Here is a 23,850-nt window from a genome sequence, read left to right on the forward strand (position 1 = left end):
CATCCTCGTCGTTATTTCAATGCGCCAGCCACGATGCTGCCAAGCGCCTGCAAAACCTTCTCGTTTTGTTCCGCCGAGCCGACCGTGATCCGCTGATATCCGGGGAAACCAAGCGCCCGGCCGGAGCGCACGATGATTCCCTGCTCCAGCAGCTTGCGGAAGACAGCGTCGGAGTCCTGCTGCAAATCGACCAGGACAAAGTTGGTCTGGGACGGAAAATACGACAGTCCCCACTCGTCAAAGCGGTCGGTCAACTGCTTCATGCCCTCCCGGTTGCGCTTGCGGCATTCCTCCACGAACGCCTGGTCCTGCAGCGCGGCGCGGGCGGCTGCCTGAGCCAGGGTATTGGTGTTGAAGGGTTCACGCACATGGTCGAGGTGGCCGACAATCTCTTCCGACGCGATGCCGTATCCGATCCGAAGCGCCGCCAGACCATAAATTTTGGAGAACGTGCGCAGGATGATCAGATTGGGGTAGTGCTCCAGCATCGGCACGGTTTGCGGATAGGCCGGGTCCACCACGTACTCGTAATAGGCCTCGTCCAGCACCACCAGGACGTCCTTCGGCACTTTTTGCAAAAACGCCTCCAGCTCGTCACGCGTGACGATCGTTCCGGAAGGATTGTTGGGGTTGCACACCCAGACGACGCGCGTCTGATCGTTGATCGCCGCCGCCATCGCTTCCAGATCGTGCACACCGTTTTTCAGCGGCACCTCGATCAGTTCCGCGCCCTCGATGATGGCATTGGAGCGGTACTGCGAAAAGGTGGGCGTCGCCATCACCGTGTTGGTGCCTTGCTCCAGATAGGCGCGGGCGATCATCTGCACCACTTCGTCCGAACCGTTTCCGAAAATCAACTGCGCAGGCTTGACGCCGAGAAACTCTGCCAACTCCCAACGAAGCATGAGACTGGCGCCGTCCGGATAGATGGCCAGCGTATCCAGTTGGGCGGCAATCGCTTCTTTCGCCTTCGGTGAGCAGCCAAACGGATTTTCATTGGACGCCAGCTTGATTACTTCCGTCAGTCCGAATTCTCGTTTCACATCGTCGATCGGCTTCCCGGGCTGATACACCGGGGCGCCGAGAATGCGCTGTTTCGGCAGCATCTGGTCTCACTCCAGTCAAGTCGCATTTTCCCCTTATTGTAGCGCACCGGCCAGCCGTTGTACAAACGTTTTTATTTTTTTGACACCCTGTTTTAACTGTTTGGGATCGGACAGCAGCTCCAGATGCCGTTCCATCTCCTGCACGATCGCACTGCCGACGATTACCCCATCCGTGTGCTGTGCCACCGCCCGAACCTGCTCGGGTGTGGAGATGCCGAACCCGACAGCCGTGGGCACGGAGGTGCTCGTCTTGACCCGCTGCAAAAACTGGGCAAGATCCTCACGCAGGCTGTCGCGGGCGCCAGTCACGCCGAGCGACGACACGCAGTACAGAAATCCGCTCGCCTGCGCGCCAATTGTCCGGATGCGGGATTCCGATGTGGGGGCTACCAGCGAGATGACATGCAGCCCGTGCGCTTGGGCAGCAGCCACTGCCGGCCCGTTTTCCTCCACCGGCAGGTCAGGAATGACGATGCCGTCCGCGCCTTTTTCCGCCAGTACGGCAAAGAAGCGCTCCACGCCGTACTGCAGGACCGGGTTGTAGTAAGAGAAAAGCACGATCGGCACCTGCATCCCGGATGCGCGCAGGTTGGCGACCAGTTCCAGGGCGTCGTCGATCGTCACCCCGTTTGCCAGTGCCCGTTGGGAAGCGCGCTGAATGGTCGGGCCATCCGCCAGCGGGTCCGAATAGGGAACCCCCAGCTCCAGCATGTCGGCTCCCGCTTCCACCAGGGCGTGCGCAATCTGAAACGTCGCGTCAAGGTTTGGGTCGCCAACCGTGATGAACGGGATGAAACGCTTGCGGCTGCTGTCGGCAAACAGCCGGTCGATTCGATTCACGGGCGCTGTCATTGTGCGTCTCCCCCTCTCGGTTCGTCGTCAAGCGCTGCCTGGATCGTCGCCACGTCTTTGTCTCCGCGGCCTGACAGACAGATGACCAGGACTTGATCCGCTCCCATCTGCGGCGCCCGTTTGATCGCCTCGGCAACGGCGTGGGCGCTCTCCAGAGCCGGGATGATCCCCTCCGTCCGGCAAAGCAGTTGAACCGCCTCCAGCGCCTCCCGGTCCGTGACGGAGGTGTACTGCACCCGTCCGGTTTCCTTCAGGTAGGCGTGCTCGGGTCCCACGCCCGGGTAATCCAGCCCGGCCGAGATGGAGTGCGCCTCCTGCACCTGCCCGTACTGATCCTGCAAAAGATACGTCATCGCGCCGTGAATCACGCCGGGCCGTCCGAGCGTAAGCGTCGCCGCATGCTTGTCGCTGTCCAAGCCATGTCCGGCTGCCTCCACGCCCCGCAGGGCAACATGTTCGTCCTGCAAGAACGGGTAAAACATGCCGATCGCATTGCTTCCTCCGCCCACGCAGGCAATCACTTCATCAGGCAGGCGTCCCACCTGTTCGAGAATCTGGCTGCGCGTCTCTTCGCCGATGATTTTCTGAAACTCCCTCACCATGTAGGGATACGGATGGGGGCCTACGACCGAGCCGATCACGTAAAACGTCTCATCCACGTGGGAGACCCAGTAGCGAATCGCTTCGTTCGTCGCGTCTTTCAGGGTGCGGGTGCCGGTCACGGCGGGAATGACCTCCGCACCGAGCAGCTTCATGCGAAACACGTTCAGCGCCTGCCGTTTGATGTCCTCTTCGCCCATGAACACCTTGCAGGACAGCCCCAGTTTGGCGGCGACCGTGGCGCTGGCCACACCGTGCTGCCCTGCCCCGGTCTCGGCGATAATGGACGTCTTGCCCATCCGCTTGGCCAGCAGACCTTGTCCCAGTGCGTTGTTCAGCTTGTGGGCACCGGTGTGGTTGAGATCTTCCCGCTTCAGATAGATACGCGCCCCTCCCAGCGCTTCCGTCAGTTTGTCAGCGTAGGTCAGAGGAGTCGGCCGTCCGGCGTATTCGCGCAACAACTGCCCCAGCTCAGCGCGAAACGACGGATCACGCCGCGCCTCTTCAAATGCCTGTTCCAATTCCGCCAGGGCGCTCATCAGCGTCTCCGGCACAAACTTGCCGCCAAATGGTCCAAAGCGTCCATGCTTGTCAGGCACGGTACGCGTTTCCTTCTGTGATACGGTCATGTTCCCTCACCCTCTCCACGAATTGTCTGATTTTCTCCGCGTCTTTTTCTCCGTCGCTCTCCACGCCGCTGGACACGTCGATAATCGCGGGCCTATATCTGCCCACCAGCTCGGCTACGTTGTCCGCGTTGATGCCGCCTGCGATGATGCAGGGGGCAGGTGCCGTCCATTTGCGCAACAGGGGAATCTGCTCCCAGGAAAAGCGTTTGCCCGTGCCGCCCGCCTGCCGGGGATCATAGGTGTCAAACAAAAACGCGTCGGCTGCTCCCCGGTACGCGTCCACGACATTCTCCAGCGGCTCGCCGCCCCCGACTGCCAGCGCTTTCCAGACCGGCAGGGAAAACCGCTGCCGCACGCTCTCGCAAAAGGCGGGAGATTCCTGCCCGTGCAGTTGAATCACGGCAAGGGGGGCATGGGTCAGCACGTGCTCCAGCTCCGCTTCCGTCGGGTTGACAAACACCCCGACCGCCGGCGGATGATCCGGCACGGCTGCGAGCAGCGCCCCCGCCGTCTGCGCGTCCACTCGTCGCCTGCTTTCCGCAAATACCAGTCCCACGTAGTCAACATCGAGCCGGGCCAGCAGGCGAAGGGTCTCCGCCCGCTTGACGCCGCAAATCTTGATCCGCGTCATGACCGCACCTGCGGGCTGGCGCCTTCCCGCTCACCTACCAGTTGGATTACGGCTTTGCCCACATCCTCGTGCCGCATGAAGTGTTCCCCGACCAAGATCGCCCGCGCGCCCGCCTGCCGCACTTCCTCCACGTCCGCCGGTGAAGAAATGCCGCTTTCGCTGACAGTGAGAACACCGGATGGGATCTCCCCCGCCACCTCACGGGTCACAGCCAGGTCTGTCCGGAACGTCCGCAGGTCGCGATTGTTGATGCCGATCAGCATCGGTGTCACATGGCGAAACACCATCTCCAGCTCACGCCGGTCATGCACTTCGATCAGCACGTCCATGCCGAGCGCTTCCGCCGCCTGCGACAGATCACGAAGCTGCTCCCCTTCCAGAATCGCCGCGATGAGCAGGACGCAATCGGCGCCGCACGCCCGGGCCTCGGCGATTTGCCACTCGTCGATGATAAAATCCTTGCGCAGCAGCGGTTGGTCCACGGCCGTGCGGATGTTTCGCAAATACTCGGTCTTCCCTTGAAAAAAGGGTTCGTCCGTCAGTACGGAGATGCACTCTGCACCGGCAGACGCGTAGGACCGAGCGATTCCCACCGGGTCAAAGTCAGGCCGAATCACACCTTTGGACGGCGAAGCCTTTTTCACTTCCGCGATGACGCTGACCGGCCGCGTGCTGTCTGCCAGTGCTGAACGGAACCCGCGCGGTGCGGGCATGTGTTTCGCCTCGTCCAACAGGGACTGCAGGGTCGTGGAAGCGTGCAGTCTGGCCACCTCTTCTCTTTTGGCCTCGACGATCCTACGAAGCATGTATCATCCCTCCCGCCACCTGCCGGATTTGTTCCAGTTTACGCTGGACCGCGCCGTCGTCGATCAGTTCCGCGGCCCGGATCACCCCTGCCTCGATGCTGATTGCGCGATCCGCCAGGTACAGGATGGCACCCGCGTTGAGCAGGACGATGTCACGGGCGGCTCCCCGCTTGCCGGCGAACACTTCGCGGATGATCGTCGCGTTTTCATACGCGTCGCCGCCGCGCAGTTCCTCCATCGGATACCGTCTCAAACCGAACTGTTCGGGCACGATCTCGTACGTGCGGATCTCACCGTCGCGCAGCTCGGCGATGCTGCTCGGACCCGTCACGGTCAATTCGTCAAGGCCGTCAGCACCGGCCACCACCAGGGCCCGTTCCACTCCCAATTCGCGCAGGACGGCCGCCACGGTGGGGAGAAGCTGTCTGTCGTACACGCCCAGGAGCTGCCGCTTGGCCCCCGCCGGATTGGTCAGCGGTCCCAACAGATTAAACACCGTCCGCACCGCCAGTTCTTTTCGCGGGCCGGCTGCGTGCTTCATCGCCTGATGGTAGAGCGGCGCAAACAGGAAGCACAGATTGGTCACCCGCAGGCAGTCGGCCGCCGCTTCCGGCGTCAGTGTGATCGGAATGCCCAACGCCTCCAGCACGTCGGCGCTGCCGCTCTTGCTGGAGACAGCCCGGTTGCCGTGTTTCGCGATGCAGACACCGTCACTCGCCGCCACGATGGCGGCTGCGGTGGAGATGTTGAACGTATGGGCACCGTCCCCGCCTGTGCCGCACGTGTCCATCAATCCCGGCACTTCCAGCGGGAACCGGACCGCCCGCTCCCGCATGGCCTGAACAAACCCGATAATCTCCTCCACCTGTTCCCCTTTCAGCCGCAGTCCGGCGAGGAAGGCACCGATCTGGGCGGGGGTGGCTTTGCCGTCCATGATCTCGCCCATCGCCTGGCGGGCGGTCAGACGGTCCAGATCGCGTCCGCGCAATATGTGTTCCAACGCTGTGGTCAGCATGGCTGTTCCTCCTTTGGGGCAAACAACTGCTCCGCCTTCTCCAACGCGGAGAGCATGGCTGCCGCTTTGTTCACTGTTTCCTGATACTCGTTGGCCGGGACGGAGTCGGCGACGATGCCGGCGCCCGCCTGCACGTAGGCGTATCCGTTCTGGAACAGGAGGGTGCGGATCGTAATGCAGGTCTCCAGCGTCCCGTCAAAGCCGAAATAACCGATCGCCCCGGCGTACAGATGGCGCCCGTCCGGCTCCAGTTCGGCAATGATTTCCATCGCTCTCAGCTTGGGCGCGCCGGACACCGTTCCCGCCGGGAAAGCGGCGAGCAGCGCGTCGAACGGATGCAGTCCCTCGCGCAGCTCTCCGGTCACGTGGGAGACCATATGCATGACGTGGGAGTAATGTTCGATGACCAGTGCTTCCTCGACGCGAACGCTGCCGTACCGGGCGACACGTCCCACGTCGTTGCGTCCCAGGTCAAGCAGCATGTAATGCTCCGCCCGCTCCTTGGGATCAGCGAGGAGATCGGCGGCCAGGGCCTCGTCATCTTCCGCTGTGCGCCCTCGCCTGCGCGTGCCGGCGATCGGCCGCATCTCCACCCGGTTGTTTTCGACCCGGACCAGCAGTTCTGGCGACGTACCGACGACCGTCTCGCCTTCGTATTGCAGGTAGTACATGTACGGCGAAGGGTTCAGCGTGCGCAGCAGCCGATAGACGGCAAACGGATCGACGTCCGTGCGCACGCGGAAACGCTGGGAGATCACTACTTGAAAAATGTCGCCGGCCGCGATGTACGCCTTGGCACGCTCCACCATCTGTTCAAACTGCTCCCGGCTCATGTTGGGCTCTGGCTTTAGCTCGCCTTGCGCGCCGGTGCCAACGGAAATTCGACTGCCGTCCGTCTCGACCGGAGCGGTCACCTGTGCGGCAAGTTGCTCCAGCCGGCTGCAGACCTGTTGGTATTTGCGGGCGATCGTCTCCGGCGAATCATCCGGGTCGACGTGCAGATTCACGATCACCTGGATCTCCTGCTTGAGATGGTCAAACGCGATCAATTCATCCACGAACCAAAATCGCATGTCCGGCACATCCAGGCTTTCCTGACGGTGGTAGGGCAGATTTTCAAAGTAGTGCAGGGTGTTGTATCCAAAGAACCCCACGGCCCCACCGCACAATCGGGGTGCTCCCTGCAGTTTGGGACTGGTGTAGCGGGACGTCTCTTCGCGTAAAAAGTGAACGGGATTGCCGTAAAACGTCAGCGTATCCCCTCCGCGGCGGCGGACGGTAATCTGCTCCCCGCGGGCCTCCACCGTTTGAAACGGATTCATGCCGATGAACGAGTATCGGGCCCAGCGTGTTCCGCCTTCCACGCTTTCCAGGAGAAACGAATCATGCGTGCGAATTTTCTGGTAGATTCGGATAGGCGTCTCCTCATCTGCCAGCACGGTCAAGCGTACGGGTATCAGGGAATGGTTGGCCGAAAGAGATTGGACTTCAGCCAGGGTAGGGGAATACATCTCTTTTCTCACCTCTCGCCGCGTGGTGCCCTGCACGCCTGAAAACACAGGCTTTACATGCACCCGCACGTTTGTCAGGTGAAGAGATAGGGGGAGAAAAAGAAAAAATCCAGGAAGAGTCCTGGATTGGTCTGTACGAATCCATCCGGCTCGCTCTTCTCTCCTCTGCCCAACTCTTCTCAACTCTGCTCTGCTCACTCTCAACTCTCAGCCGGTATTTTGCATTACCGGTAAAACGAGGCGTTCTCGTTTCGTTTTATGGTAATCGAGAACGCCCACATTGTCAACCACGATTTGACAAATCGGGACGAAGCTGTACGGCATCGCGCATGAACACGTGATGGATTTCCGAGGCCGCCTTGCTCGTGTTGACGTGCATCATTACGCGGATACAGCGAGGCAGACTGCCCGGCACGGGAATTTCCCGGGCGCACATCAGCGGCACGTACTGCCACCCGTCCAAGAGGCGCGCCGCCTGCGCCGGAAATGCCGCCTTGATGTCCTCCGTCGTGGTGATGAAAACGCTGGCGATGTCGTCAGCCCGTACGCCGTTTCGACTGACCATCTCCTCCAGCAGCAGCTTGGTGGCGGAAACGATCTCTGCCTGTGTGTCGTTTTCAATCGTGATCGCTCCCCTGATTCCTCGCACTCCCATCTCTCTATGCCCCCGCTTCTTTTTTCATCGCTGTCAATATCTCTTGTTCATCCACGTCTTTGACCAGTTCCACCTTCCCGATGGCCCGCGGCAGCACCAGGGCCAGCTTGCCGCCGACGGCCTTTTTGTCCCGCTTCATGACATCCAGCACCGCTTCCGGCTCCAGGCCGTCTGGCCAGTCAGTGGGCAGGTGGAAGAGGTGAAGCAGCCGTTTTGTCCGTGCATAAACGCCTGCTTCAGCAAAACCGATGCGCTCAGCCACTTTGGCCGCCAGGCACATGCCGATGGAAATCGCCTCCCCGTGGTTCAACACGGCGTATTCGCACAGCGCTTCGAACGCGTGGCCAAAGGTGTGCCCCAGGTTGAGCAGCGCGCGCTGTCCCTGCTCTGTCTCGTCAGCCGAGACGATTGCTGCCTTGATCGCGCAGCCCCGGCGTATGGCGCGGCCCACCCGTTCAGCATCAAGCTGCCACAGGCTCGCCGCATGTTCCTCCAGCCAGTCGACGAATGACGCGTCGGCGATCAGCCCGTGCTTGATCACCTCGGCAAAACCAGCCGCCACTTCCCGCTCGGGCAGCGTGCGCAGCGCAGCCGTATCATACAACACCAGCCGCGGCTGGTGAAAGGCGCCAATCAGATTTTTGCCCAGCGGATGATTGATGCCCACCTTGCCGCCTACCGAACTGTCGTGCGCCAACAGCGTGGTCGGCACCTGCACAAAGGCGATGCCCCGCATGTAGGTGGCGGCAACAAAGCCGGCCAAGTCACCGACCACGCCGCCTCCCAGCGCGAGAATGGCTGATTTTCGGTCCAGCCCCGCCTCGATGGCCCGGGTCAGCACCTGTTCATAGACCGCAAGACTTTTCGACTGCTCCCCCGGAGGAATTACGCAGTCCGCCACCCGATAGCCTGCCGTCTCCAGCGCCTGTTTCAGCGGCTGCAGATAGCGCGGGGATACGTTCTCATCGGAGATGACAAACAACCGGCTCGTTGGAGATATGCCCGCATCCTGCACCAGGGCCGCCACCTGCTGCATGACACCATCGCCGATAACGATGGGATACGTGCGCTCTCCCAACTCTACGTAAAGGGTTTCAACCGCCATCAGAACCGCTCCGTGTATGCGCGATACTGGCGCACGTTTTCCAGCATGTCGTCCAGTGAGTCGGACGGGAATTTTTCGCACATGGCGCGAGCGATTTCCCAGGCGACCACCGCTTCGGCCACGACGCTGGCGGCAGGAACAGCGCAGCTGTCCGAACGTTCGATGCTGGCGGAGAACGGTTCCTTGGTGTCGATGTCCACGCTCATCAAAGGTTTGTACAGCGTCGGAATCGGCTTCATCACCCCGCGCACGACAATCGGCATGCCTGTGGTCATGCCCCCTTCCAGGCCGCCCGCGTTGTTCGTCTTGCGGCTGTATCCGGTGTCCTGGCTCCAGACGATCTCATCGTGAACCTGGGACCCTGGCAAGCCCGCGGCGCCAAAGCCAATCCCGATCTCCACACCTTTGAACGCCTGAATGCTCATGATCGCCTGAGCCAGCCTGCCGTCCAACTTACGGTCCCACTGGACGTGGCTGCCCAGCCCGATCGGCACGCCTTCCACGATTACTTCGACGATGCCGCCAAGCGAATCGCCGTCCTGTTTGGCCTGGTCAATGGCCGCCATCATGCGCTGCTCCGCTTCCTTGTCCAGACAACGCACGGGGGATTCCTCGGAACGCGCGATCAGTTCGTCCAGCGTGACATCCTGCCGGTTGGCCACCACATCACCGATCTGTAGCACGTGACCGCCGATCCGAATGCCAAACGCGGCCAGGAGCTGCCGGGCAACAGCACCGACGGCGACGCGGATGGCTGTTTCCCGCGCGCTGGAACGTTCCAGAATATTTCGCATATCCCGTTGATGGTATTTGATCGCGCCGTTGAGATCGGCATGACCCGGACGGGGACGGGAGACGCGACGCTTCTCTTCCGCTCCTTCCACCGGCTCGGCACTCATGATACCCTGCCAGTGCGTCCAGTCTTTGTTTTCCACAACCAGCGTGATCGGCGCGCCTGTCGTGTACCCGTGCCGAACGCCGGAGAGCACTTTCACCTGGTCTTTTTCAATCTGCATCCGCCGGCCGCGTCCGTGTCCCTTTTGCCGTCTTGCCAGCTGTTCGTTGATGGCTTCGACAGAAAAGGGCAGGTTGCTCGGAACCCCTTCAATTATGGCAGTGAGCTGCGGCCCGTGAGATTCCCCTGCAGTCAAGTATCGCATCTCTCTCTTCCTCCATCCTCAGGCAGCATTTCCTTCTCTGACTACGGATGCTGTCCTTTATCACTTTTAAGCGTTATAATATCATACCTGTCAGTCCGTGCAAATACAAAAGTGACGAATTGTCCCGACGCCCTTGGCAGACAGGCAAAACGCTTCTCCCTCGCAGGAGAAGCGTCATCGAATTGGCGGAGCTCACATGTGAGAATCGACCGTCAGAAACGAGGAAAGCGGCCGCCGCAGGTGATTCGCGCGGACGAGTTTGTCCAACTGCTCCTTTTCCGCACCGAGGATTTGCCCGCACTCTTGCAGCGTGATCAAACCGCGTCGGTATGCTTCGATGACCTTTTGCTTGTCCATCTGCTTCCTCCCTTTTTGGTAGATAGCATGGTAGATAGCATTAGTGTTGGGAAAAAACAACAGGGATATACCAAGCTGCGTCCGCTTCAGCCCATTTTCCGATAAAAAAACGTGTCTTCCGACTCCAATTGATACTGCTGCGGCTGGAAAATCTGCTCCGTGCTTCCGACGAACAGCACCCCGCCCGGTTTTAGCGCCCGGCTGAACTTGTGGTACAGCTCGTGCTTCGCCTCCTCGGTGAAGTAGATCATGACGTTGCGGCAGATGATCAGGTCGAATTGGGAGTCGAACGGATCAGCCAGCAAGTTGTGCTTGCGGAACGTCACCCGGTTTTTCACCTCGTCGGCAATTCGGTAGCTCATCGTGTCCTTGACAAAGTACTTGGCCAGCAGATCCTTGGGACAATCCTGCAGCGATCGCTCCGTGTAGACCCCTTGTTTGGCCTTGGCCAGCGCCCCTTCGTCAATGTCGGTGGCGAGCAGTGACGCCTCCCAGCGGTTGCGCATCAGGATCAGAGTCAGCGTGTACGGCTCTTCGCCCGTGGAGCAGGCGGCGCTCCAGCACTTCAGCCGATGCGACTGCTTGACCAGACGGGGCAGAATTTTGTGTTCCAATACTTCCCAGCGGCCCGGGTTGCGGAAAAATTCGGACACGTTGATCGTCATCCGGTCGAGGAATTCGTAGAACAGGTCCTTGTTCTTGGAGATGGCCTCAAAGTACTGGGCAAACGTGGGATAGCCCCGCTTCAGCCGGAGCGAGGTCAACCGCCGCTTCATCTGGGCTTCTTTGTAAAGGGCGAGATCGATTCCTGTCAGTTTCTTTACATTGGCGATAAACTGGAGAAAGTCCTTGTCTTCCATGATTGCGAAAATACCCCTTTTACGTGTGGTGAGGCGTACCCGCCAGCAAGCGCTGTTCGATTGACCGCGACAAACGCCCCCTGAAAAGACCATGCTTCACGCAGCGGGGACGGCGCTTGTTGCCGCTTATCCATGCGATTCGCTCTTTTTCTGCAAAATCCTGCCGATTTTTGTTGACATTTGGCGAAAAAAGAAAAAGACCCCGCATGCGGAGTCTTTCCCCTATCCCGCTTAGATCCAGCGTTGGATTGTTTTTTCGTAGGAGAGTACTTCCCCTTCGTTGAACCAGAGTGCGATTTCGCGCTCAGCGCTTTCCGGGGAATCGGAACCGTGGATGATGTTCATGCCCACGGACGTAGCGAAGTCACCGCGGATGGTGCCCGGTGCTGCATCTGCCGGGTTGGTTTTGCCCATCATGGCGCGTGCAGTCGCAATCACGTTGTTGCCCTGCCATACCATGGCAAAGACCGGACCGGACGTGATGAAGTCGACCAGTTCGCCGAAGAACGGGCGCTCTTTATGTTCAGCGTAGTGCTTCTCAGCCAGTTCGCGGCTAACGTTCATCAGTTTCGCCCCTACCAGTTGGAAGCCTTTTTTCTCAAAGCGGGAAACGATTTCCCCGATCAGGTTGCGCTGTACGCCGTCAGGTTTCACCATCAGAAACGTTTTTTCCATCGTAAGTATGCCTCCAGTACCGCTATGTATTGGTGCTTGCACACCAACGAAAATTTTATCAAAAGAAAGTGGGGCAAGCAACAGCCCCCTTGTGAAAAAACGATTAAAATTTCCGGTTCACCATGAAATTGGCGATGCCAAGCAGGGACTTTTTGGTCTGGTTGTTCGGCAGTCCGTCCAGCGCCTCCCGTGCACGGGCAATGTACCGCTCCGCCAGCCCCTGGGCATAGGCGATGCCGTCGTCGTTTCGCACCAGTTGAATCGCTTCATCTACGTGATGGTGGAGCGTATTGTCGCGTATCCACGCCTGAAAGCGGTCGCGCGACTTGCCGAACCGGGCGGTGTACATCGCCGGCAGCGTAATGTTTCCCTGACGCAGGTCGCTGCCTGCCGGTTTGCCCAGCTGCTTTTCCGTTCCGGTGAAGTCGAGGATATCGTCGGTAATTTGAAACGCCATCCCCACGTTGTAACCGTACCGGTACATTTTGCGGACCAGTTCGGGACCTGCACCGCTGGCAATCGCCCCCATCTGGCAGCTAATGGCGATCAAGAGCGCCGTCTTCCGCTTGATCCGGCGCAGGTAAGTGCGGAAGTTCTGCTCCCAGTTGTTCAGGTCGCGCACTTGTTCGATCTCGCCCTTGACCACTTCCACGATCGCGTTGGCGAGAATCCGGTGCAGCTCGGGAATGCGCAGCTCAGCCGCGATGGACAGTGCCCGGGCGAAAATGTAGTCCCCCGTGTACATCGCCACCTTGTTGTCCCATTGGGTGCGCACGGTGTCTCGCCCGCGCCGCTTGTCCGCATCGTCGATCACGTCGTCGTGCACCAGCGTCGCCATGTGGATCAGCTCCAGCGGTACTGCCACGTGCTTCAGCCGCTTCACGTCGTAGTTGCCCCACTTTCCGCCGAGCAGCACAAACACCGGGCGTATCCGTTTCCCCCCCGCCTTGAGCAAGTGTGTGGACGAGAGGTACAAGTCCCGCACACTGGTATCGATGGACTGTTCCAGTTCCTTTTCGATGTACTGGACGTCGTTTTTCAGTTGAAAGTAAATATCGACAAGGTTCATCCGCTCCACCTATTTCGTCAACGTAATGTGGGACTGACAACCGGGATGTTCCCAGACGGACACGGTCACTGGTGCGGGCAGCAGCCCCAGCTCAGCCGCGCACCGGTAGTAGTATTCCAGGCCTGTCCGATGCTCGTCCCGAAAATCGTGCATCAGCCCCCGGAAATACTGATACCACAGTTCCTTTCCTCCGCCTAACTGCCCGTTCACGTAGTCCACCAGCGGGATCAGGTTTTGGCGGGTCTTCTCCTTGCTGGCCAAAAAGGCCTCGTGAACCTCTCGCAGCAGGTCAGCGTGTTCGCCGATCACCTCTTTGCGCACGGCCCACAGGGCAAACGTCATGGTATAGCCGGTAAAGCGATGCCACAGCTCACCCAGATCGTAGACGTGATAAGGCCCGCCCTGGAGTTTGGCGAGAATGGCGTCGTCACCGATCAAGAGCGCCCCGTCCGCATCCCGCAGCATCTCCGCCAGCACGGGTTCCTGTGTAACGTACGTGACGTGCAGACCGTAAAACGTTTGCAGAATGATTTTCAGCAAATTGACTGACGTTGCGGACGTGTTGGTCAGGGCGATCCGGGCACCGTCCAGCGCCTCGATCGGCCGTTTGCTGAACAAGAAAATGGAGCCTACTCTCCCTTTGGCGCTGACGGACAGGTCGGCCAGCGCCAGATAGCGGGAGGCATGCTCGGCGTAACTGAAGGACGAAATCACTCCGAGATCGATCTCGCCGCAGGCCAGCGCCTGATTCAGCTTGGCTGGCACCTGCCGGACGAACTCAATCCGGCCGTTGAAACGCTCCTTGTCAAAGTGAAAGTAGACAGGGAGTACGTTGGTGTAAAGGATTTGTCCAATGCGCAAGGACTTTTGCATGATCTATTCCCCCCAGCGCCGGAACAGCTCGTGCGGCACATCCAGCGCGTCCAGTGCTTTTCCCACGACAAAATTGACAAGGTCGTCCATCGTCTGCGGCTTGTGGTAGTACCCTGGCATGGCAGGCAAAATGGTGACGCCGAGGCGGCTCAGCTTCAACATGTTCTCAAGCTGGATGGCATTCAGCGGCGTCTCGCGCGGGACCAGCACCAACCGGCGCCGCTCCTTCAGCATCACGTCAGCCACCCGCTCCAGCAGGTTGCCCGACGCCCCGTGGGCAATGCCGGACAGCGTCCCCATCGAACAAGGGATGACCACCATCCCGTCGCACCGATATGAACCGCTGGCGGCCGGGCAGTTGAAGTCGCGCATGCCCCAGTAATGGAGCGCGCCGGGTGCATCCTGCTGCAGTTTTTCCCGGATCAGGGCCTCCCGGTCGTCGGTGTTCCAGTCCAGCTCGTCCCGAAATACCTGCCAGCCGGCCTCCGTGATCATCAAGTGTACGGTATGGCCGCCGCGCAGCAGTTCCCGGACAAGCCTGACGCCGTAGATGGCGCCGCTCGCCCCGGTAATGCCGACGGCCCATTTTTGTGCGCTCATGCTATCACCAGATCAATCATGGTAAACGTAAACATGACCATGCTTAATATGCCGTTCATATTGAAAAAGGCCACGTCCAGCTTGGACAGGTCTGTCGGTTTTACCAGCAGATGCTCGTAAACCAGGATGGCTCCGGAAATCAGCACGCCGACCAGGAACCAGACGGACAGGTTGGCGGTAACGTACAGGGCCAAAAGACCGATGAAAGTGATGACGTGGCAGACCCGTGCGACCAGCAGTGCGTTGGCGATGCCAAAGCGGCTTGGCATGGAATAGAGCCCTTCCTTGCGGTCAAACTCATAGTCCTGGCAGGCGTAAATAATGTCAAAGCCGGCGGTCCAAAACATCACGGACAAAAACAGCAGAAGTCCGGTGAAATTCACCTGCCCGGTCGTCGCCACAAAGCCCCCCAGCGGTCCGAACCCGATGGCCACGCCGAGCACGAAATGGCAAAGCCATGTAAAACGTTTCGTGTACGAGTACAGAATCAGGACAAACACCGCGAGCGGCAGCAGTTTGACGGCCAGTGCGTTCAATTGGAAGGCGGCGAAAAACAATAACGCGAAGGAAGCAATAATAAAGACGACAACCTCGGCCACGGAAATCAGTCCGGCCGGAATGGCCCGGTTGGCGGTACGCGGATTTTTCGCATCGATGTACCTGTCGATCAAACGATTCAGCGACATCGCCGCGCTGCGCGCTCCCACCATGGCCACGGTCACCCAGAAAATCTCGCTCCAAGTGGGCCAGGTGTGCTCTACTACAATGTTCCCCAAGACCGCTCCCATAAAAGCAAACGGAAGGGCAAAAATCGAGTGCTCAAACTTGATCATTTCCAAAATAATTTTCAATTTGCGAAGACTCACGTGAAAACACTTCCCATCCACAGAAGGATGCCTATTGGCAAGCTATGCTTTTGTGCCGATGTGCAAAGCGGCCACACCGCCCATAAACAGTTTTACCTGAACCGGCTCCAGTCCTGCCCGTTGAAACATGCGGGCTAGTTCTCGGCTGTCTGGAAAATGGGTCAGTGACTGCGGCAGCCAGGCATACTCCTCGTATTTGTTTACCGTCCATTTGGCGATCAACGGCAGAATCTTGTAAAAGTACAGGTAGAACAATTTGCGGTACGGTAAAAACGGCGGTTTGGACACCTCCAGCGAGACCACTTTCCCGCCGGGTTTGACCACGCGCGTCATTTCGTTCAGCACCGTCTGAATGTCGGGTACGTTGCGCAGCGCAAAACCGATGGTGACGAAGTCAAATGTGTTGTCTTCGTACGGGAGCTGCATCGCGTCGCCGTTCACCAGCGTGACCACGCTGTCAAGACCTTCCCGTTTCACCTTGAACGCGCCGACATCGAGCATGTTCTGGCTGAAGTCAAGACCGACGACCCGTCCTTTTTCCCCGACCGCCTTGGCCAGCGCAATCGTCCAGTCGCAGGTGCCGCAGGCCACGTCAAGCGCCGTGTCGCCGGGTCGTATGTTCATTTGCTTCATCGTGTAATTGCGCCAGGCGATGTGGCTGCCGAAACTGATGATGTTGTTCATCTTGTCGTACTCTGCCGCGATGCTTTCAAACACGGAATGGACGTACTTCGCTTTTTCTTTCATCTGGTTCTGATTCACCTGGATTTACAACTCCTCAATGACCCGTTTCAGCCGGTTGACGCGGTGCGAGTAACGGGATGTGATCCACGTCAGCACGTGACGGGTCTCCGGCGGATGCAGCGAACGAACCAGCTGTTCACAGATGCTCATCAGTTCCATCGCTTTTGCTTCCAGAGCCGCCGCCACCTGGGCGATCGTCGCTCCCGGTTTTTGCAACAGAAAGCGGGAGAAGCCAAAGGGAACCTGTTGTTGCCACTTTAACTGCTCCCACTCGCCCAGCATGTTCTCCACGGCCGCCGTCTCTGCAAACAGGGCCGTCCAAAACCGGCGCGTTTCTTCATTGTCCGCATACTTGTCCACGATAGCCACGTACAGCCCCGTATCGATTTCCGTCCGCAGCGTCAGGTACTCGTCGGACGACAACCGGCCGTCGCGTTCCGCCATGTACAGCTTCATTTTCGCTTCGTTTACCCGCTGGATGGCGCCCGACAGCACTTGTATCGCTTCCATTTCACCAGCTTCGGCAAGCATTTGGTAGTACCGGCTGCTGTAGTAGTCGCCGGCCAAAACGGTGAGCTGCCGGTTGCGCTCTGCCGCCAGCGAATTGTCATAGGAATTTTTCACGTTCTCGTGCATGTCAAGACCCAACTGAACAAGGGCTGTTGACATGGTGAACGTCCGCGCCCGTTCCTTGGTCATGCCCCGCTCCAGCAGAAACAGGTACAACAGCGCAAGCCGGTTTTCCGCTATGGCCGGAACATCGACATATTGTTCAACAAACGAATGGGTGATACTTTGGCAGATCTGGTCGATGATCGCTCGAACCTCGTCTACATATGTGGTCTGTTCTTTGTTCATGCGTCCTCCTCCACAAGCGGTTCAACCTGGTAGGTGCCTGTTTCCGTTCACTTTCACGTTCTCGCCGGGACCCGGCAAAAAGTCCGTCCCTACAATCATACCACACTTCTTTGGTCAGGGACTAACTCTCCGGTAAAAATAAGGGTCGATACGTACGGAAAAACGGGCTCTGATGTGCGATTCCAGATCGGCAATCTGCTCCGGCGGCGTTTCGTAGGCTGACTTGTCCTTGCGCTGGGCTTCGACGGCGATCAGGAGCTTGGGGGCAGGCGTATCGGGTTCAACTTCCAACAGGCGGATGTAGACCTGCTCCACATTTGCAGTCAACCGAAACAGATCGCGCACCAAGACGTAAAAATCGCGGTATACAAGCGGCAGTTCCGCACGCTGACCGGAGGAAACGGCCAAATCGACATGAACCGACGGATTTTCCCATTTTACACGCTTAATATTATAATGAGTCGACATGAAAGTAAATAAATCCACCACATTTTGCTCGCTCAGATCGACCGGGCGAGACGCCTGGAACGCGGGTATATCGGGTTGGTTCCAGGTCACCCCGGGAACAAGCGACAGCGTGAGAGCGAGCAGCGTGGAGACGGCAATGGCGGCCAGCAGCCTGCGAGGCATGAGACATCCCTCCTCACCACCATTGTACAAAACAAAAAAGCAGGCTATGCCTGCTTTTACTCCGACGTTTCGATCACGCCGTGGTGAGTGTAGATCACTGCTTTGCCGCGCACCTTGATGGCGGACGTGTGTTCCGTGAACTGGGCGATCATTACCTCGCCCTTGTCCAGCTTTTCCGTGTGGTGAAAACGCGTGTCGGAACCGCGTGTCAAGCCGATGACGTGAACGCCGTTTTCCTTTGCTTTGACGACAAAGTAGTCTTGCTGCGTATAGGGGGACTGTGCCACCTTGTTTCCTCCTTACCCTGCTGAACTGCTACCTCTATGATGTCCCGCCGCTGTTCAACCGTTGCATGATTTTCGCAACGTAGCGCTGGGTCTCACGAGGCAGTTGATCGTACCGGGCTTCCAGCTCTTCGTCGGTGTCGATGCCCAAGCGGTCAATCCGACCGGGACCCGCATTGTAGGCGGCCAGGGCGACCTTCACATTTCCGTCGTACTTATCGAGCAGGCTGCGCAGGTACCTGGTGCCCCCCGCCAGATTTTCATCGGGGTTGTATACGTTTCGCACGTGCATCGCCCGCGCCGTGCTGTCCATCAACTGCATCAGCCCTTTTGCCCCTGCACGGGAAACGGCATTGGGGTTAAAGTTGGACTCTGCCCGAACCACTTCCCTGACCAGATTTTCATCCACCCCGAACGTGCGGGCGACATCGCTGATTTTGTTTAAGATAGACTGTCGGCTGACGGATGTGTTCGCCGTCTTCTCCGCGTCGCGCGGCATCGCCTCGCCGAAGGCCCGGTCAAACTCCCAGTCGGGAGAGCCGTCCAGTTCGGCCAGTATCTCTTCGGCGGCAATGACACGTTGACCGCTGGCCAGTTCCGCCTGCAGCAGGTCGGCAAACTGCGCGTCCCCGGCGAGCGGATCGAGAGACGTGCCCGTACCTGCGATCCGGGGCTGCGTTGTGATGGGGAGATATGGCTGAAACGATACGGACATCTTCATTCGGGAACAACCTTTCCTCGCTTGTCTTCATTTCTCATTATAGGAAAGAAAAATCAGGAAGCCAATAGCCAATTTGGCAGGAAAGCAAAAACGTCTCCGCCGGATGATTCCAGCAGAGACGTTTTGCTTGATATGGTCGGAATGCAGGGATTTGAACCCTGGACCTCACCCACCCCAAGGGTGCGCGCTACCGGACTGCGCCACATCCCGACGTAACATTCTTGTGCGGAACAACGACTATTATAAGGGAAGCATACCCAATCTGGCAAGAGAATCATGGAAAAAAACGTGCAAAAATTTGCGTACATGCCGAGCCGTTCCGTTTCAGCGACATGCGCACACAGCTGAGACTGTTTCAACCCGAAAACAACAACGCCTCTCGTGCCAAACTGCTTGGACAAGAGGCGTTCTTCCATGATAGAAGTAGATGGTCGGAATGCAGGGATTTGAACCCTGGACCTCACCCACCCCAAGGGTGCGCGCTACCGGGCTGCGCCACATCCCGACTGTACATCTGTACTATACAATATTTTAACCAGGGTGTCAATACCTTTCCGTCTTATTTCTACTTCCAAGTTATGCACGTTATGTACGTATGAGACTGAATACTTCTGCACGCGCTGCTGCGTCATGGGCAAAGATGCCGCGCACCGCAGAGGTCACCGTTTTGGAACCCGGCTTTTTCACTCCGCGCATGGTCATGCACATATGCTCCGCTTCCACGACTACAACCACGCCGTGCGGGTCCAGCTTGCGGACGATCGCGTCAGCTACGGTCGAGGTAATGCGCTCCTGCAGCTGCGGTCTGCGGGCTACCGCTTCGACGGCCCGAGCCAGCTTGCTCAAGCCCACCACGCGGCCGCCGCGAGGGATGTACGCAACATGAGCCTTGCCGAAGAAGGGCACGAGATGGTGTTCGCACATGGAGTAGAACGGTATGTCTTTTACCAGCACCATCTCTTCGTGGTCTTCGCTAAACACGGTTTCGAAAAACTCTTCTTCGTTTACCCTCATGCCTTCAAAGACTTCCGCGTACATCTTCGCCACCCGTTTGGGCGTATCCAGCAATCCGTCCCGATCCGGATTGTCACCGATTGCTTCGATGATCATGCGGACCGCTTGTTGAATTTTCTCCAGATCGACCTCTTTCAATGACAAAACCTCCCTCTCCAGCGGATGAAACAAGCCCATCTTATCACATTCCCCAGAAAAAAACAAAACGATCCACATATCGTGAAGCATCTGAGAACGTGAAAAAAATCCACATTTCATCAATGTGGATTTTTATGTAAGAGTTTCGTTAACCGATGTAACGATTACTTGATGGAGTCCTTGAGTTGTTTACCAGGCTTGAATGCCGGTACCTTGCTGGAAGCGATCTCGATCTCTTCGCCGGTTTGCGGGTTGCGACCTTTACGAGCCGCACGCTCGCGAACTTCGAAGTTACCGAAACCAATCAGTTGTACTTTCTCTCCGTTTTTCAGTGCTTCCGCAATTGCATCAAGAACTGCATCAACAGCTTTGGTAGCATCTTTCTTGGTGAGTTCGGTGGTCTCAGCCACTTTTGCAATCAGTTCAGTTTTATTCATTTCTTTTCACCTCCCCTCAATGTGCGCCACATCGTTGGTATTACTACTTTTCTTAACCGAAACCAATCGTTTTATACACATGATTGGGTGTTTTTACCGCTCTGACAAGCATATAGTAATACACTGTTCCCGCAAATTCAAGCCCCCTCCTGTCGAATTTAAGCGAAATCCAAGAAAAAAAGGCTTCCCGTCCCGCCGGGAGCCTCTGTTTGCCCTGCCTTTCGTAGGACTTCACGCCCGATTTTTCGCTTACAGAATGATTGCGATAAGTCCGCCCGATCCTTCGTTGATGATCCTCCCCAAGGTCTCCTGCAGCTTGTAGCGGGCGTTGTCCGGCATCATCGTGATCTTGGCCTGGATGCCTTCCCGCACGATGGAATGCAGTGAGCGGCCAAAAATGTCCGAGTTCCAGATCGACAGCGGGTCTCTGTCGAAGTCCTGCATCAGATAGCGGACCAGTTCTTCGCTCTGCTTTTCGGTGCCGATGATCGGCGCGAATTCCGACTCCACGTCGACGCGAATCATGTGAATCGACGGAGCCGTCGCTTTCAGGCGCACACCGAAACGCGGTCCTTGGCGAATCAATTCGGGTTCGTCCAAGGTCATCTCGTGCAGCGACGGTGCGGCGATGCCGTAGCCGGTCGTCCGGACCATGTGCAGCGCCTCCGCCACCTGATCGTACTCCCGCTTGGCATGGGCAAATTCCTGCATGATTTTCAGCAGGTGATCCTTTCCGTTGATTTCGACGCCGACGATTTCCATCAGGATACGGTCGTACAGTTCGTCCGGCGCGTACAGGTCGATTTCGGCAATCCCTTGCCCCATGTGCATTCCGGCCAGAGTTGCCCGTTCTACAAAATCGTACTCGTTGAAATAGCTGACGACCCGGTCCACGTCGCGCAGGCGGCGAATGTCCTTCACTGTCTCCCGTACCGCTTCTTCGTAGTTTTGGCGCAGCCAGTGTCCATTTTCCAGTACCATTACCCAACTGGGCAGATTCACGTTTACCTCGTGCACAGGGAATTCGAACAGCACTTCCCGCATCAAAAGCAGGATTTCATTTTCCGTCATGTGGTCCACAGACAGGGCCAGCACCGGTACGTCGTATTTCTCCTGCAGTTCCATCCGCAGGGCTTGCGTCTCTTCCGAACGGGGGCGGGTGGAGTTGACCAGGATGACAAACGGCTTGCCGACTTCCTTCAGTTCGGCCACGACCCGTTCTTCCGCTTCGATGTAACTGCTGCGTGGAATCTCCGCAACGCTCCCGTCCGTGGTGACGACAATTCCGATGGTGGAGTGTTCCTGAATGACCTTGCGCGTTCCCACTTCAGCCGCTTCCTCGAATGGAACCGGCTCCTCGTACCACGGCGTGTTGACCATGCGCGGGCCGTTTTCGTCTTCAAAACCCTTCGCGCCCTGCACAGTATAACCGACGCAGTCGACGAGCCGAACGTTGATGCTGAGCCCTTCCGTCACGTTTACCTGTACAGCCTGATTCGGAACAAATTTGGGTTCCGTCGTCATGATTGTTCGGCCGGACGCGCTCTGCGGCAGTTCATCCGTGGCGCGTATCCGCTCCGCCTCCGACTGGATGTTGGGGATGACGACCTGTTCCATGAATCGTTTGATAAACGTCGATTTTCCCGTCCGGACAGGTCCCACGACGCCCAGGTAAATATCCCCACCCGTCCGTTCGGCAATGTCTTTAAAGATGTCGACTCGTTCCACCATCGATGACCTCCTCCTATTTGTCTATTGATACACTATGACCATTTTTCCGAATTATCCCTGACCGTCAGTATTTTCCCGAGAATCTCGTACTAGAATCGTGGACAATACATGTATATGTGCGCCCCGCCGCGCTAGAACAAAAAAATAACCGCCCGGACCTGCGAAAAACGACTCCCCTGCAGACAGCAGTCTGTGCAGCCGGGAATCATCCGCATCAAGTCGGGCGGGATTTATTCACATGAGAAAGGCGGCTGCAGGAGCAAGCCGCCTGTGCGCCTTTTTACAGTTTCTGCAGGCGGGGTTCGCCGTCCACCAGTTCGTAGGGAAACGACTTGGCCGGGACGAACATGGAATGACGCGCCATCACGTACCGCGGGTCGGTATTCTCCATGACCTCCGCTTTTTTGCTGCGCAGGATGTTGGCGATGTCGGCAGCGTAATCGATGCCAACTTCACCTTTGGCATTCATGACGAGCGGGAGCAGATAGTTGCCTTCCGTCGACATGACTTGCACGTCCTGCATGGACATCTTCTGAAAATCGATGGAGTAATAGCCGTTGCCGAGATCAGCTTTGATCGGCAGCTTGCCGTAATTCCGCACGTAGTTGTTGACGGCGCTCTGCACGTCGGCCACTTTGCTGACAGCGCCCAAATGAATCAGCCGAACGGTTGGCTTGGTTTCCACATCGATCAGCACGTACTTGTATACGCCGCCTTTTTCAAACGAGTTGCCCGGCGCATCCGGCAGGTATTTGGGCATCATTTTGCGAAAATCGAGCTCGTACTTCTCGAAGATCGGCGTATCCGCCGGTTTCGTCACAATCGGCAGCACGCCCGTGTCTTGTTGGTACTGTTCCACCGCTTTTTGCGTTGCCTCCAGATAAAATTCGCTGGGAATCTGGTTCTCCATTTTCCGTTCTTCCGGATACAGGCAACCGCCCAGCAGGACAGACAAGACCGCCAGCATTACCGGCAGCCGCAACGCAGTGTGCCATGTTTGCCACATCACCTGTTACACCTCTTGCTACCATTCTTCTTGCCGGGCGCGCTGCGACTCCAGCGCCGCCCGCACGACCGACTTCCATCGGCTCTCCGGGATACGCACCGTGCAGTCCTGCCCGGTAGTTTTCGCCTGACAGGCCAGCCGGATGCCTTTGCGGATATCATCTTCCGGCATCTTGCGCCGCTCCAACGGCGACGGTTCAGACAAGCGTCCGCTTTCCACGATGATGCGGCACATCAGGCAGGAAGCGTGTCCGCCGCACCGCTGCGGGATGACGACCCGCGCCGCCATGGCTGCACTTGTGACCAGTTGGCCCGGCCGCGTCTTTACGCTTTTTCCCGAGGGCAAAAACGTCAGTTTTCCCACGCTGTCAGCCCCCTGTCAATACGGACGGTGCGCCAATGTCACGCGCCCCTGTCTGACTATTTGGATTTGGCAGCCCAGACGGTATCCTTCCGCTCGCTCTGCCTTGCGAAGCCGCAGCTTCTCCTCCTTTGTCACTTCATTGAGGCAGTCGGCTCCTTCCTGCACCAGCGTCCGGCACTGGGCACATATTCCCCGCTCACAGGCGTATCCCCACCCCAGCTTGTGCCGTTTGGCGATGGACACGATTGTCACATCGGTTTCCACGGGCAGTTGATGGGTGCCGGTGCGGGAGATCAATGTCAGTTGCCCCATCGCGTACCCTCCTTCATGCAAAAATCACTATTAGAATCATTACGAATACAGCCAGCAGCATCAAAAATGCGACTGTCTTCAGCAGGAACGACACCAGGCCGTTTTTCGTCTTGCGCGCATAGAGCACCATGAAATTGCATACGAACATCAGCGCGATGGCGATCAGCGAGATGTTCATCTTGGTCATTGGATCGATAGGCATATGTACGACAGCATCCTTTTTTCCGTTTTTGAAATAGTAT

At 57.8% G+C, this 23,850-nt stretch carries 29 protein-coding genes and 2 tRNA genes; all 31 read right to left on the bottom strand.

What is annotated here, in order from left to right; all coding sequences use genetic code 11:
• Positions 1-11: 11 nt before the first annotated feature.
• Complete coding sequence (hisC, locus tag Q7F15_RS10880) at positions 12-1,106, bottom strand: histidinol-phosphate transaminase (protein ID WP_171564969.1); 1,095 nt, start codon at positions 1,104-1,106, stop codon at positions 12-14.
• Between the two features lie 33 nt (positions 1,107-1,139).
• Positions 1,140-1,958 (bottom strand): tryptophan synthase subunit alpha, encoded by an 819-nt coding sequence (trpA, locus tag Q7F15_RS10885; protein ID WP_171564970.1) that lies wholly within the window; start codon positions 1,956-1,958, stop codon positions 1,140-1,142.
• Entirely contained in the window at positions 1,955-3,187 is a 1,233-nt protein-coding gene (gene trpB / locus Q7F15_RS10890; protein WP_171564971.1) for a tryptophan synthase subunit beta, read from the bottom strand. Before trpB ends, trpA begins: the two co-directional genes overlap by 4 nt.
• Positions 3,150-3,818: a phosphoribosylanthranilate isomerase gene (locus tag Q7F15_RS10895; RefSeq protein ID WP_171564972.1), complete on the bottom strand. Its 669-nt coding sequence runs from the start codon at positions 3,816-3,818 to the stop codon at positions 3,150-3,152. The genes trpB and Q7F15_RS10895 overlap by 38 nt, the downstream gene beginning before the upstream one ends.
• A complete protein-coding gene (gene trpC / locus Q7F15_RS10900; RefSeq protein ID WP_304414356.1) occupies positions 3,815-4,624 on the bottom strand; it encodes an indole-3-glycerol phosphate synthase TrpC in 810 nt (269 codons plus the stop codon). The genes Q7F15_RS10895 and trpC overlap by 4 nt, the downstream gene beginning before the upstream one ends.
• Positions 4,614-5,639 carry an anthranilate phosphoribosyltransferase gene (gene trpD / locus Q7F15_RS10905; RefSeq protein WP_171564974.1) on the bottom strand — a complete coding sequence of 342 codons (1,026 nt, stop codon included), beginning with the start codon at positions 5,637-5,639 and terminating at the stop codon, positions 4,614-4,616. Before trpD ends, trpC begins: the two co-directional genes overlap by 11 nt.
• Positions 5,633-7,150, bottom strand: coding sequence for an anthranilate synthase component I (gene trpE, locus Q7F15_RS10910; RefSeq protein ID WP_304414357.1), 1,518 nt, complete (start codon positions 7,148-7,150; stop codon positions 5,633-5,635). The genes trpD and trpE overlap by 7 nt, the downstream gene beginning before the upstream one ends.
• Before the next feature lie 283 nt (positions 7,151-7,433).
• Entirely contained in the window at positions 7,434-7,805 is a 372-nt protein-coding gene (gene aroH, locus Q7F15_RS10915) for a chorismate mutase (protein WP_171564976.1), read from the bottom strand.
• A 4-nt stretch (positions 7,806-7,809) separates the two neighbouring features.
• Positions 7,810-8,910: a 3-dehydroquinate synthase gene (gene aroB, locus Q7F15_RS10920; RefSeq protein ID WP_304414358.1), complete on the bottom strand. Its 1,101-nt coding sequence runs from the start codon at positions 8,908-8,910 to the stop codon at positions 7,810-7,812.
• The gene (aroC, locus tag Q7F15_RS10925; RefSeq protein ID WP_171564978.1) at positions 8,910-10,070 is read right to left on the bottom strand and encodes a chorismate synthase; all 1,161 of its coding nucleotides are present in this window, start codon (positions 10,068-10,070) and stop codon (positions 8,910-8,912) included. Before aroC ends, aroB begins: the two co-directional genes overlap by 1 nt.
• 192 nt (positions 10,071-10,262) lie before the next feature.
• Entirely contained in the window at positions 10,263-10,427 is a 165-nt protein-coding gene (locus Q7F15_RS10930) for a hypothetical protein (RefSeq protein WP_171564979.1), read from the bottom strand.
• A gap of 86 nt (positions 10,428-10,513) precedes the next feature.
• Positions 10,514-11,287, bottom strand: coding sequence for a CheR family methyltransferase (locus Q7F15_RS10935; RefSeq protein ID WP_212132014.1), 774 nt, complete (start codon positions 11,285-11,287; stop codon positions 10,514-10,516).
• Between the two features lie 231 nt (positions 11,288-11,518).
• Positions 11,519-11,962 (bottom strand): nucleoside-diphosphate kinase, encoded by a 444-nt coding sequence (gene ndk / locus Q7F15_RS10940; RefSeq protein WP_029099606.1) that lies wholly within the window; start codon positions 11,960-11,962, stop codon positions 11,519-11,521.
• Positions 11,963-12,065: 103 nt separating this feature from the next.
• On the bottom strand, positions 12,066-13,031 hold the full coding sequence (locus tag Q7F15_RS10945; RefSeq protein WP_171564981.1) for a polyprenyl synthetase family protein: 966 nt from the start codon (positions 13,029-13,031) through the stop codon (positions 12,066-12,068).
• A gap of 9 nt (positions 13,032-13,040) precedes the next feature.
• Positions 13,041-13,904, bottom strand: a complete 864-nt coding sequence (locus Q7F15_RS10950) for a menaquinone biosynthetic enzyme MqnA/MqnD family protein (protein WP_171564982.1) — start codon at positions 13,902-13,904, stop codon at positions 13,041-13,043.
• A gap of 3 nt (positions 13,905-13,907) precedes the next feature.
• On the bottom strand, positions 13,908-14,504 hold the full coding sequence (locus Q7F15_RS10955) for a UbiX family flavin prenyltransferase (RefSeq protein WP_171564983.1): 597 nt from the start codon (positions 14,502-14,504) through the stop codon (positions 13,908-13,910).
• The gene (locus Q7F15_RS10960) at positions 14,501-15,370 is read right to left on the bottom strand and encodes a UbiA-like polyprenyltransferase (RefSeq protein ID WP_171564984.1); all 870 of its coding nucleotides are present in this window, start codon (positions 15,368-15,370) and stop codon (positions 14,501-14,503) included. Before Q7F15_RS10960 ends, Q7F15_RS10955 begins: the two co-directional genes overlap by 4 nt.
• Before the next feature lie 42 nt (positions 15,371-15,412).
• Positions 15,413-16,132, bottom strand: a complete 720-nt coding sequence (locus tag Q7F15_RS10965; protein ID WP_304414359.1) for a demethylmenaquinone methyltransferase — start codon at positions 16,130-16,132, stop codon at positions 15,413-15,415.
• 6 nt (positions 16,133-16,138) lie between these two features.
• Complete coding sequence (locus Q7F15_RS10970) at positions 16,139-16,972, bottom strand: heptaprenyl diphosphate synthase component 1 (RefSeq protein WP_171564985.1); 834 nt, start codon at positions 16,970-16,972, stop codon at positions 16,139-16,141.
• 114 nt (positions 16,973-17,086) lie between these two features.
• Entirely contained in the window at positions 17,087-17,602 is a 516-nt protein-coding gene (locus Q7F15_RS10975; protein WP_171564986.1) for a hypothetical protein, read from the bottom strand.
• Positions 17,603-17,658: 56 nt separating this feature from the next.
• Entirely contained in the window at positions 17,659-17,889 is a 231-nt protein-coding gene (mtrB, locus tag Q7F15_RS10980) for a trp RNA-binding attenuation protein MtrB (RefSeq protein WP_029099598.1), read from the bottom strand.
• 34 nt (positions 17,890-17,923) lie between these two features.
• On the bottom strand, positions 17,924-18,607 hold the full coding sequence (locus tag Q7F15_RS10985) for a lytic transglycosylase domain-containing protein (protein WP_171564987.1): 684 nt from the start codon (positions 18,605-18,607) through the stop codon (positions 17,924-17,926).
• A gap of 133 nt (positions 18,608-18,740) precedes the next feature.
• A tRNA-Pro gene (locus tag Q7F15_RS10990) sits at positions 18,741-18,817 on the bottom strand.
• A 218-nt stretch (positions 18,818-19,035) separates the two neighbouring features.
• Positions 19,036-19,112: transfer RNA gene (locus tag Q7F15_RS10995), tRNA-Pro, on the bottom strand.
• Between the two features lie 80 nt (positions 19,113-19,192).
• Entirely contained in the window at positions 19,193-19,759 is a 567-nt protein-coding gene (gene folE / locus Q7F15_RS11000) for a GTP cyclohydrolase I FolE (protein WP_171564988.1), read from the bottom strand.
• Positions 19,760-19,923: 164 nt separating this feature from the next.
• Positions 19,924-20,196 carry an HU family DNA-binding protein gene (locus Q7F15_RS11005; RefSeq protein ID WP_029099595.1) on the bottom strand — a complete coding sequence of 91 codons (273 nt, stop codon included), beginning with the start codon at positions 20,194-20,196 and terminating at the stop codon, positions 19,924-19,926.
• 249 nt (positions 20,197-20,445) lie between these two features.
• Positions 20,446-21,924, bottom strand: coding sequence for a stage IV sporulation protein A (gene spoIVA / locus Q7F15_RS11010; protein WP_171565025.1), 1,479 nt, complete (start codon positions 21,922-21,924; stop codon positions 20,446-20,448).
• A gap of 283 nt (positions 21,925-22,207) precedes the next feature.
• On the bottom strand, positions 22,208-22,933 hold the full coding sequence (locus Q7F15_RS11015) for a YphF family lipoprotein (RefSeq protein ID WP_304414360.1): 726 nt from the start codon (positions 22,931-22,933) through the stop codon (positions 22,208-22,210).
• 18 nt (positions 22,934-22,951) lie between these two features.
• The gene (locus Q7F15_RS11020) at positions 22,952-23,296 is read right to left on the bottom strand and encodes a 2Fe-2S iron-sulfur cluster-binding protein (RefSeq protein ID WP_304414361.1); all 345 of its coding nucleotides are present in this window, start codon (positions 23,294-23,296) and stop codon (positions 22,952-22,954) included.
• A gap of 15 nt (positions 23,297-23,311) precedes the next feature.
• Positions 23,312-23,608, bottom strand: coding sequence for a 2Fe-2S iron-sulfur cluster-binding protein (locus Q7F15_RS11025; RefSeq protein WP_171564991.1), 297 nt, complete (start codon positions 23,606-23,608; stop codon positions 23,312-23,314).
• A 13-nt stretch (positions 23,609-23,621) separates the two neighbouring features.
• Complete coding sequence (locus Q7F15_RS11030; RefSeq protein WP_171564992.1) at positions 23,622-23,810, bottom strand: DUF2768 family protein; 189 nt, start codon at positions 23,808-23,810, stop codon at positions 23,622-23,624.
• Positions 23,811-23,850 lie beyond the last annotated feature (40 nt).

It is taken from the genome of Brevibacillus aydinogluensis (assembly GCF_961514395.1).
GTDB lineage: Bacteria > Bacillota > Bacilli > Brevibacillales > Brevibacillaceae > Brevibacillus > Brevibacillus aydinogluensis.

What these genes read in the sequence shown, in the direction of transcription:
- trpC (WP_304414356.1), bottom strand. Translation starts at nt 4,624, where the DNA reads ATGCTTCGTAGGATCGTCGAGGCCAAAAGAGAAGAGGTGGCCAGACTG.
- trpA (WP_171564970.1), bottom strand. Translation starts at nt 1,958, where the DNA reads ATGACAGCGCCCGTGAATCGAATCGACCGGCTGTTTGCCGACAGCAGC.
- Q7F15_RS10950 (WP_171564982.1), bottom strand. Translation starts at nt 13,904, where the DNA reads ATGCAAAAGTCCTTGCGCATTGGACAAATCCTTTACACCAACGTACTC.
- trpD (WP_171564974.1), bottom strand. Translation starts at nt 5,639, where the DNA reads ATGCTGACCACAGCGTTGGAACACATATTGCGCGGACGCGATCTGGAC.
- Q7F15_RS11005 (WP_029099595.1), bottom strand. Translation starts at nt 20,196, where the DNA reads ATGAATAAAACTGAACTGATTGCAAAAGTGGCTGAGACCACCGAACTC.
- Q7F15_RS10895 (WP_171564972.1), bottom strand. Translation starts at nt 3,818, where the DNA reads ATGACGCGGATCAAGATTTGCGGCGTCAAGCGGGCGGAGACCCTTCGC.
- hisC (WP_171564969.1), bottom strand. Translation starts at nt 1,106, where the DNA reads ATGCTGCCGAAACAGCGCATTCTCGGCGCCCCGGTGTATCAGCCCGGG.
- trpE (WP_304414357.1), bottom strand. Translation starts at nt 7,150, where the DNA reads ATGTATTCCCCTACCCTGGCTGAAGTCCAATCTCTTTCGGCCAACCAT.
- Q7F15_RS10935 (WP_212132014.1), bottom strand. Translation starts at nt 11,287, where the DNA reads ATGGAAGACAAGGACTTTCTCCAGTTTATCGCCAATGTAAAGAAACTG.
- Q7F15_RS10955 (WP_171564983.1), bottom strand. Translation starts at nt 14,504, where the DNA reads ATGAGCGCACAAAAATGGGCCGTCGGCATTACCGGGGCGAGCGGCGCC.
- ndk (WP_029099606.1), bottom strand. Translation starts at nt 11,962, where the DNA reads ATGGAAAAAACGTTTCTGATGGTGAAACCTGACGGCGTACAGCGCAAC.
- Q7F15_RS10970 (WP_171564985.1), bottom strand. Translation starts at nt 16,972, where the DNA reads ATGAACAAAGAACAGACCACATATGTAGACGAGGTTCGAGCGATCATC.
- trpB (WP_171564971.1), bottom strand. Translation starts at nt 3,187, where the DNA reads ATGACCGTATCACAGAAGGAAACGCGTACCGTGCCTGACAAGCATGGA.
- Q7F15_RS10985 (WP_171564987.1), bottom strand. Translation starts at nt 18,607, where the DNA reads ATGAAGATGTCCGTATCGTTTCAGCCATATCTCCCCATCACAACGCAG.
- Q7F15_RS10945 (WP_171564981.1), bottom strand. Translation starts at nt 13,031, where the DNA reads ATGAACCTTGTCGATATTTACTTTCAACTGAAAAACGACGTCCAGTAC.
- aroC (WP_171564978.1), bottom strand. Translation starts at nt 10,070, where the DNA reads ATGCGATACTTGACTGCAGGGGAATCTCACGGGCCGCAGCTCACTGCC.
- Q7F15_RS11030 (WP_171564992.1), bottom strand. Translation starts at nt 23,810, where the DNA reads ATGCCTATCGATCCAATGACCAAGATGAACATCTCGCTGATCGCCATC.
- Q7F15_RS11025 (WP_171564991.1), bottom strand. Translation starts at nt 23,608, where the DNA reads ATGGGGCAACTGACATTGATCTCCCGCACCGGCACCCATCAACTGCCC.
- aroH (WP_171564976.1), bottom strand. Translation starts at nt 7,805, where the DNA reads ATGGGAGTGCGAGGAATCAGGGGAGCGATCACGATTGAAAACGACACA.
- Q7F15_RS11015 (WP_304414360.1), bottom strand. Translation starts at nt 22,933, where the DNA reads ATGTGGCAAACATGGCACACTGCGTTGCGGCTGCCGGTAATGCTGGCG.
- aroB (WP_304414358.1), bottom strand. Translation starts at nt 8,910, where the DNA reads ATGGCGGTTGAAACCCTTTACGTAGAGTTGGGAGAGCGCACGTATCCC.
- Q7F15_RS10930 (WP_171564979.1), bottom strand. Translation starts at nt 10,427, where the DNA reads ATGGACAAGCAAAAGGTCATCGAAGCATACCGACGCGGTTTGATCACG.
- Q7F15_RS10975 (WP_171564986.1), bottom strand. Translation starts at nt 17,602, where the DNA reads ATGCCTCGCAGGCTGCTGGCCGCCATTGCCGTCTCCACGCTGCTCGCT.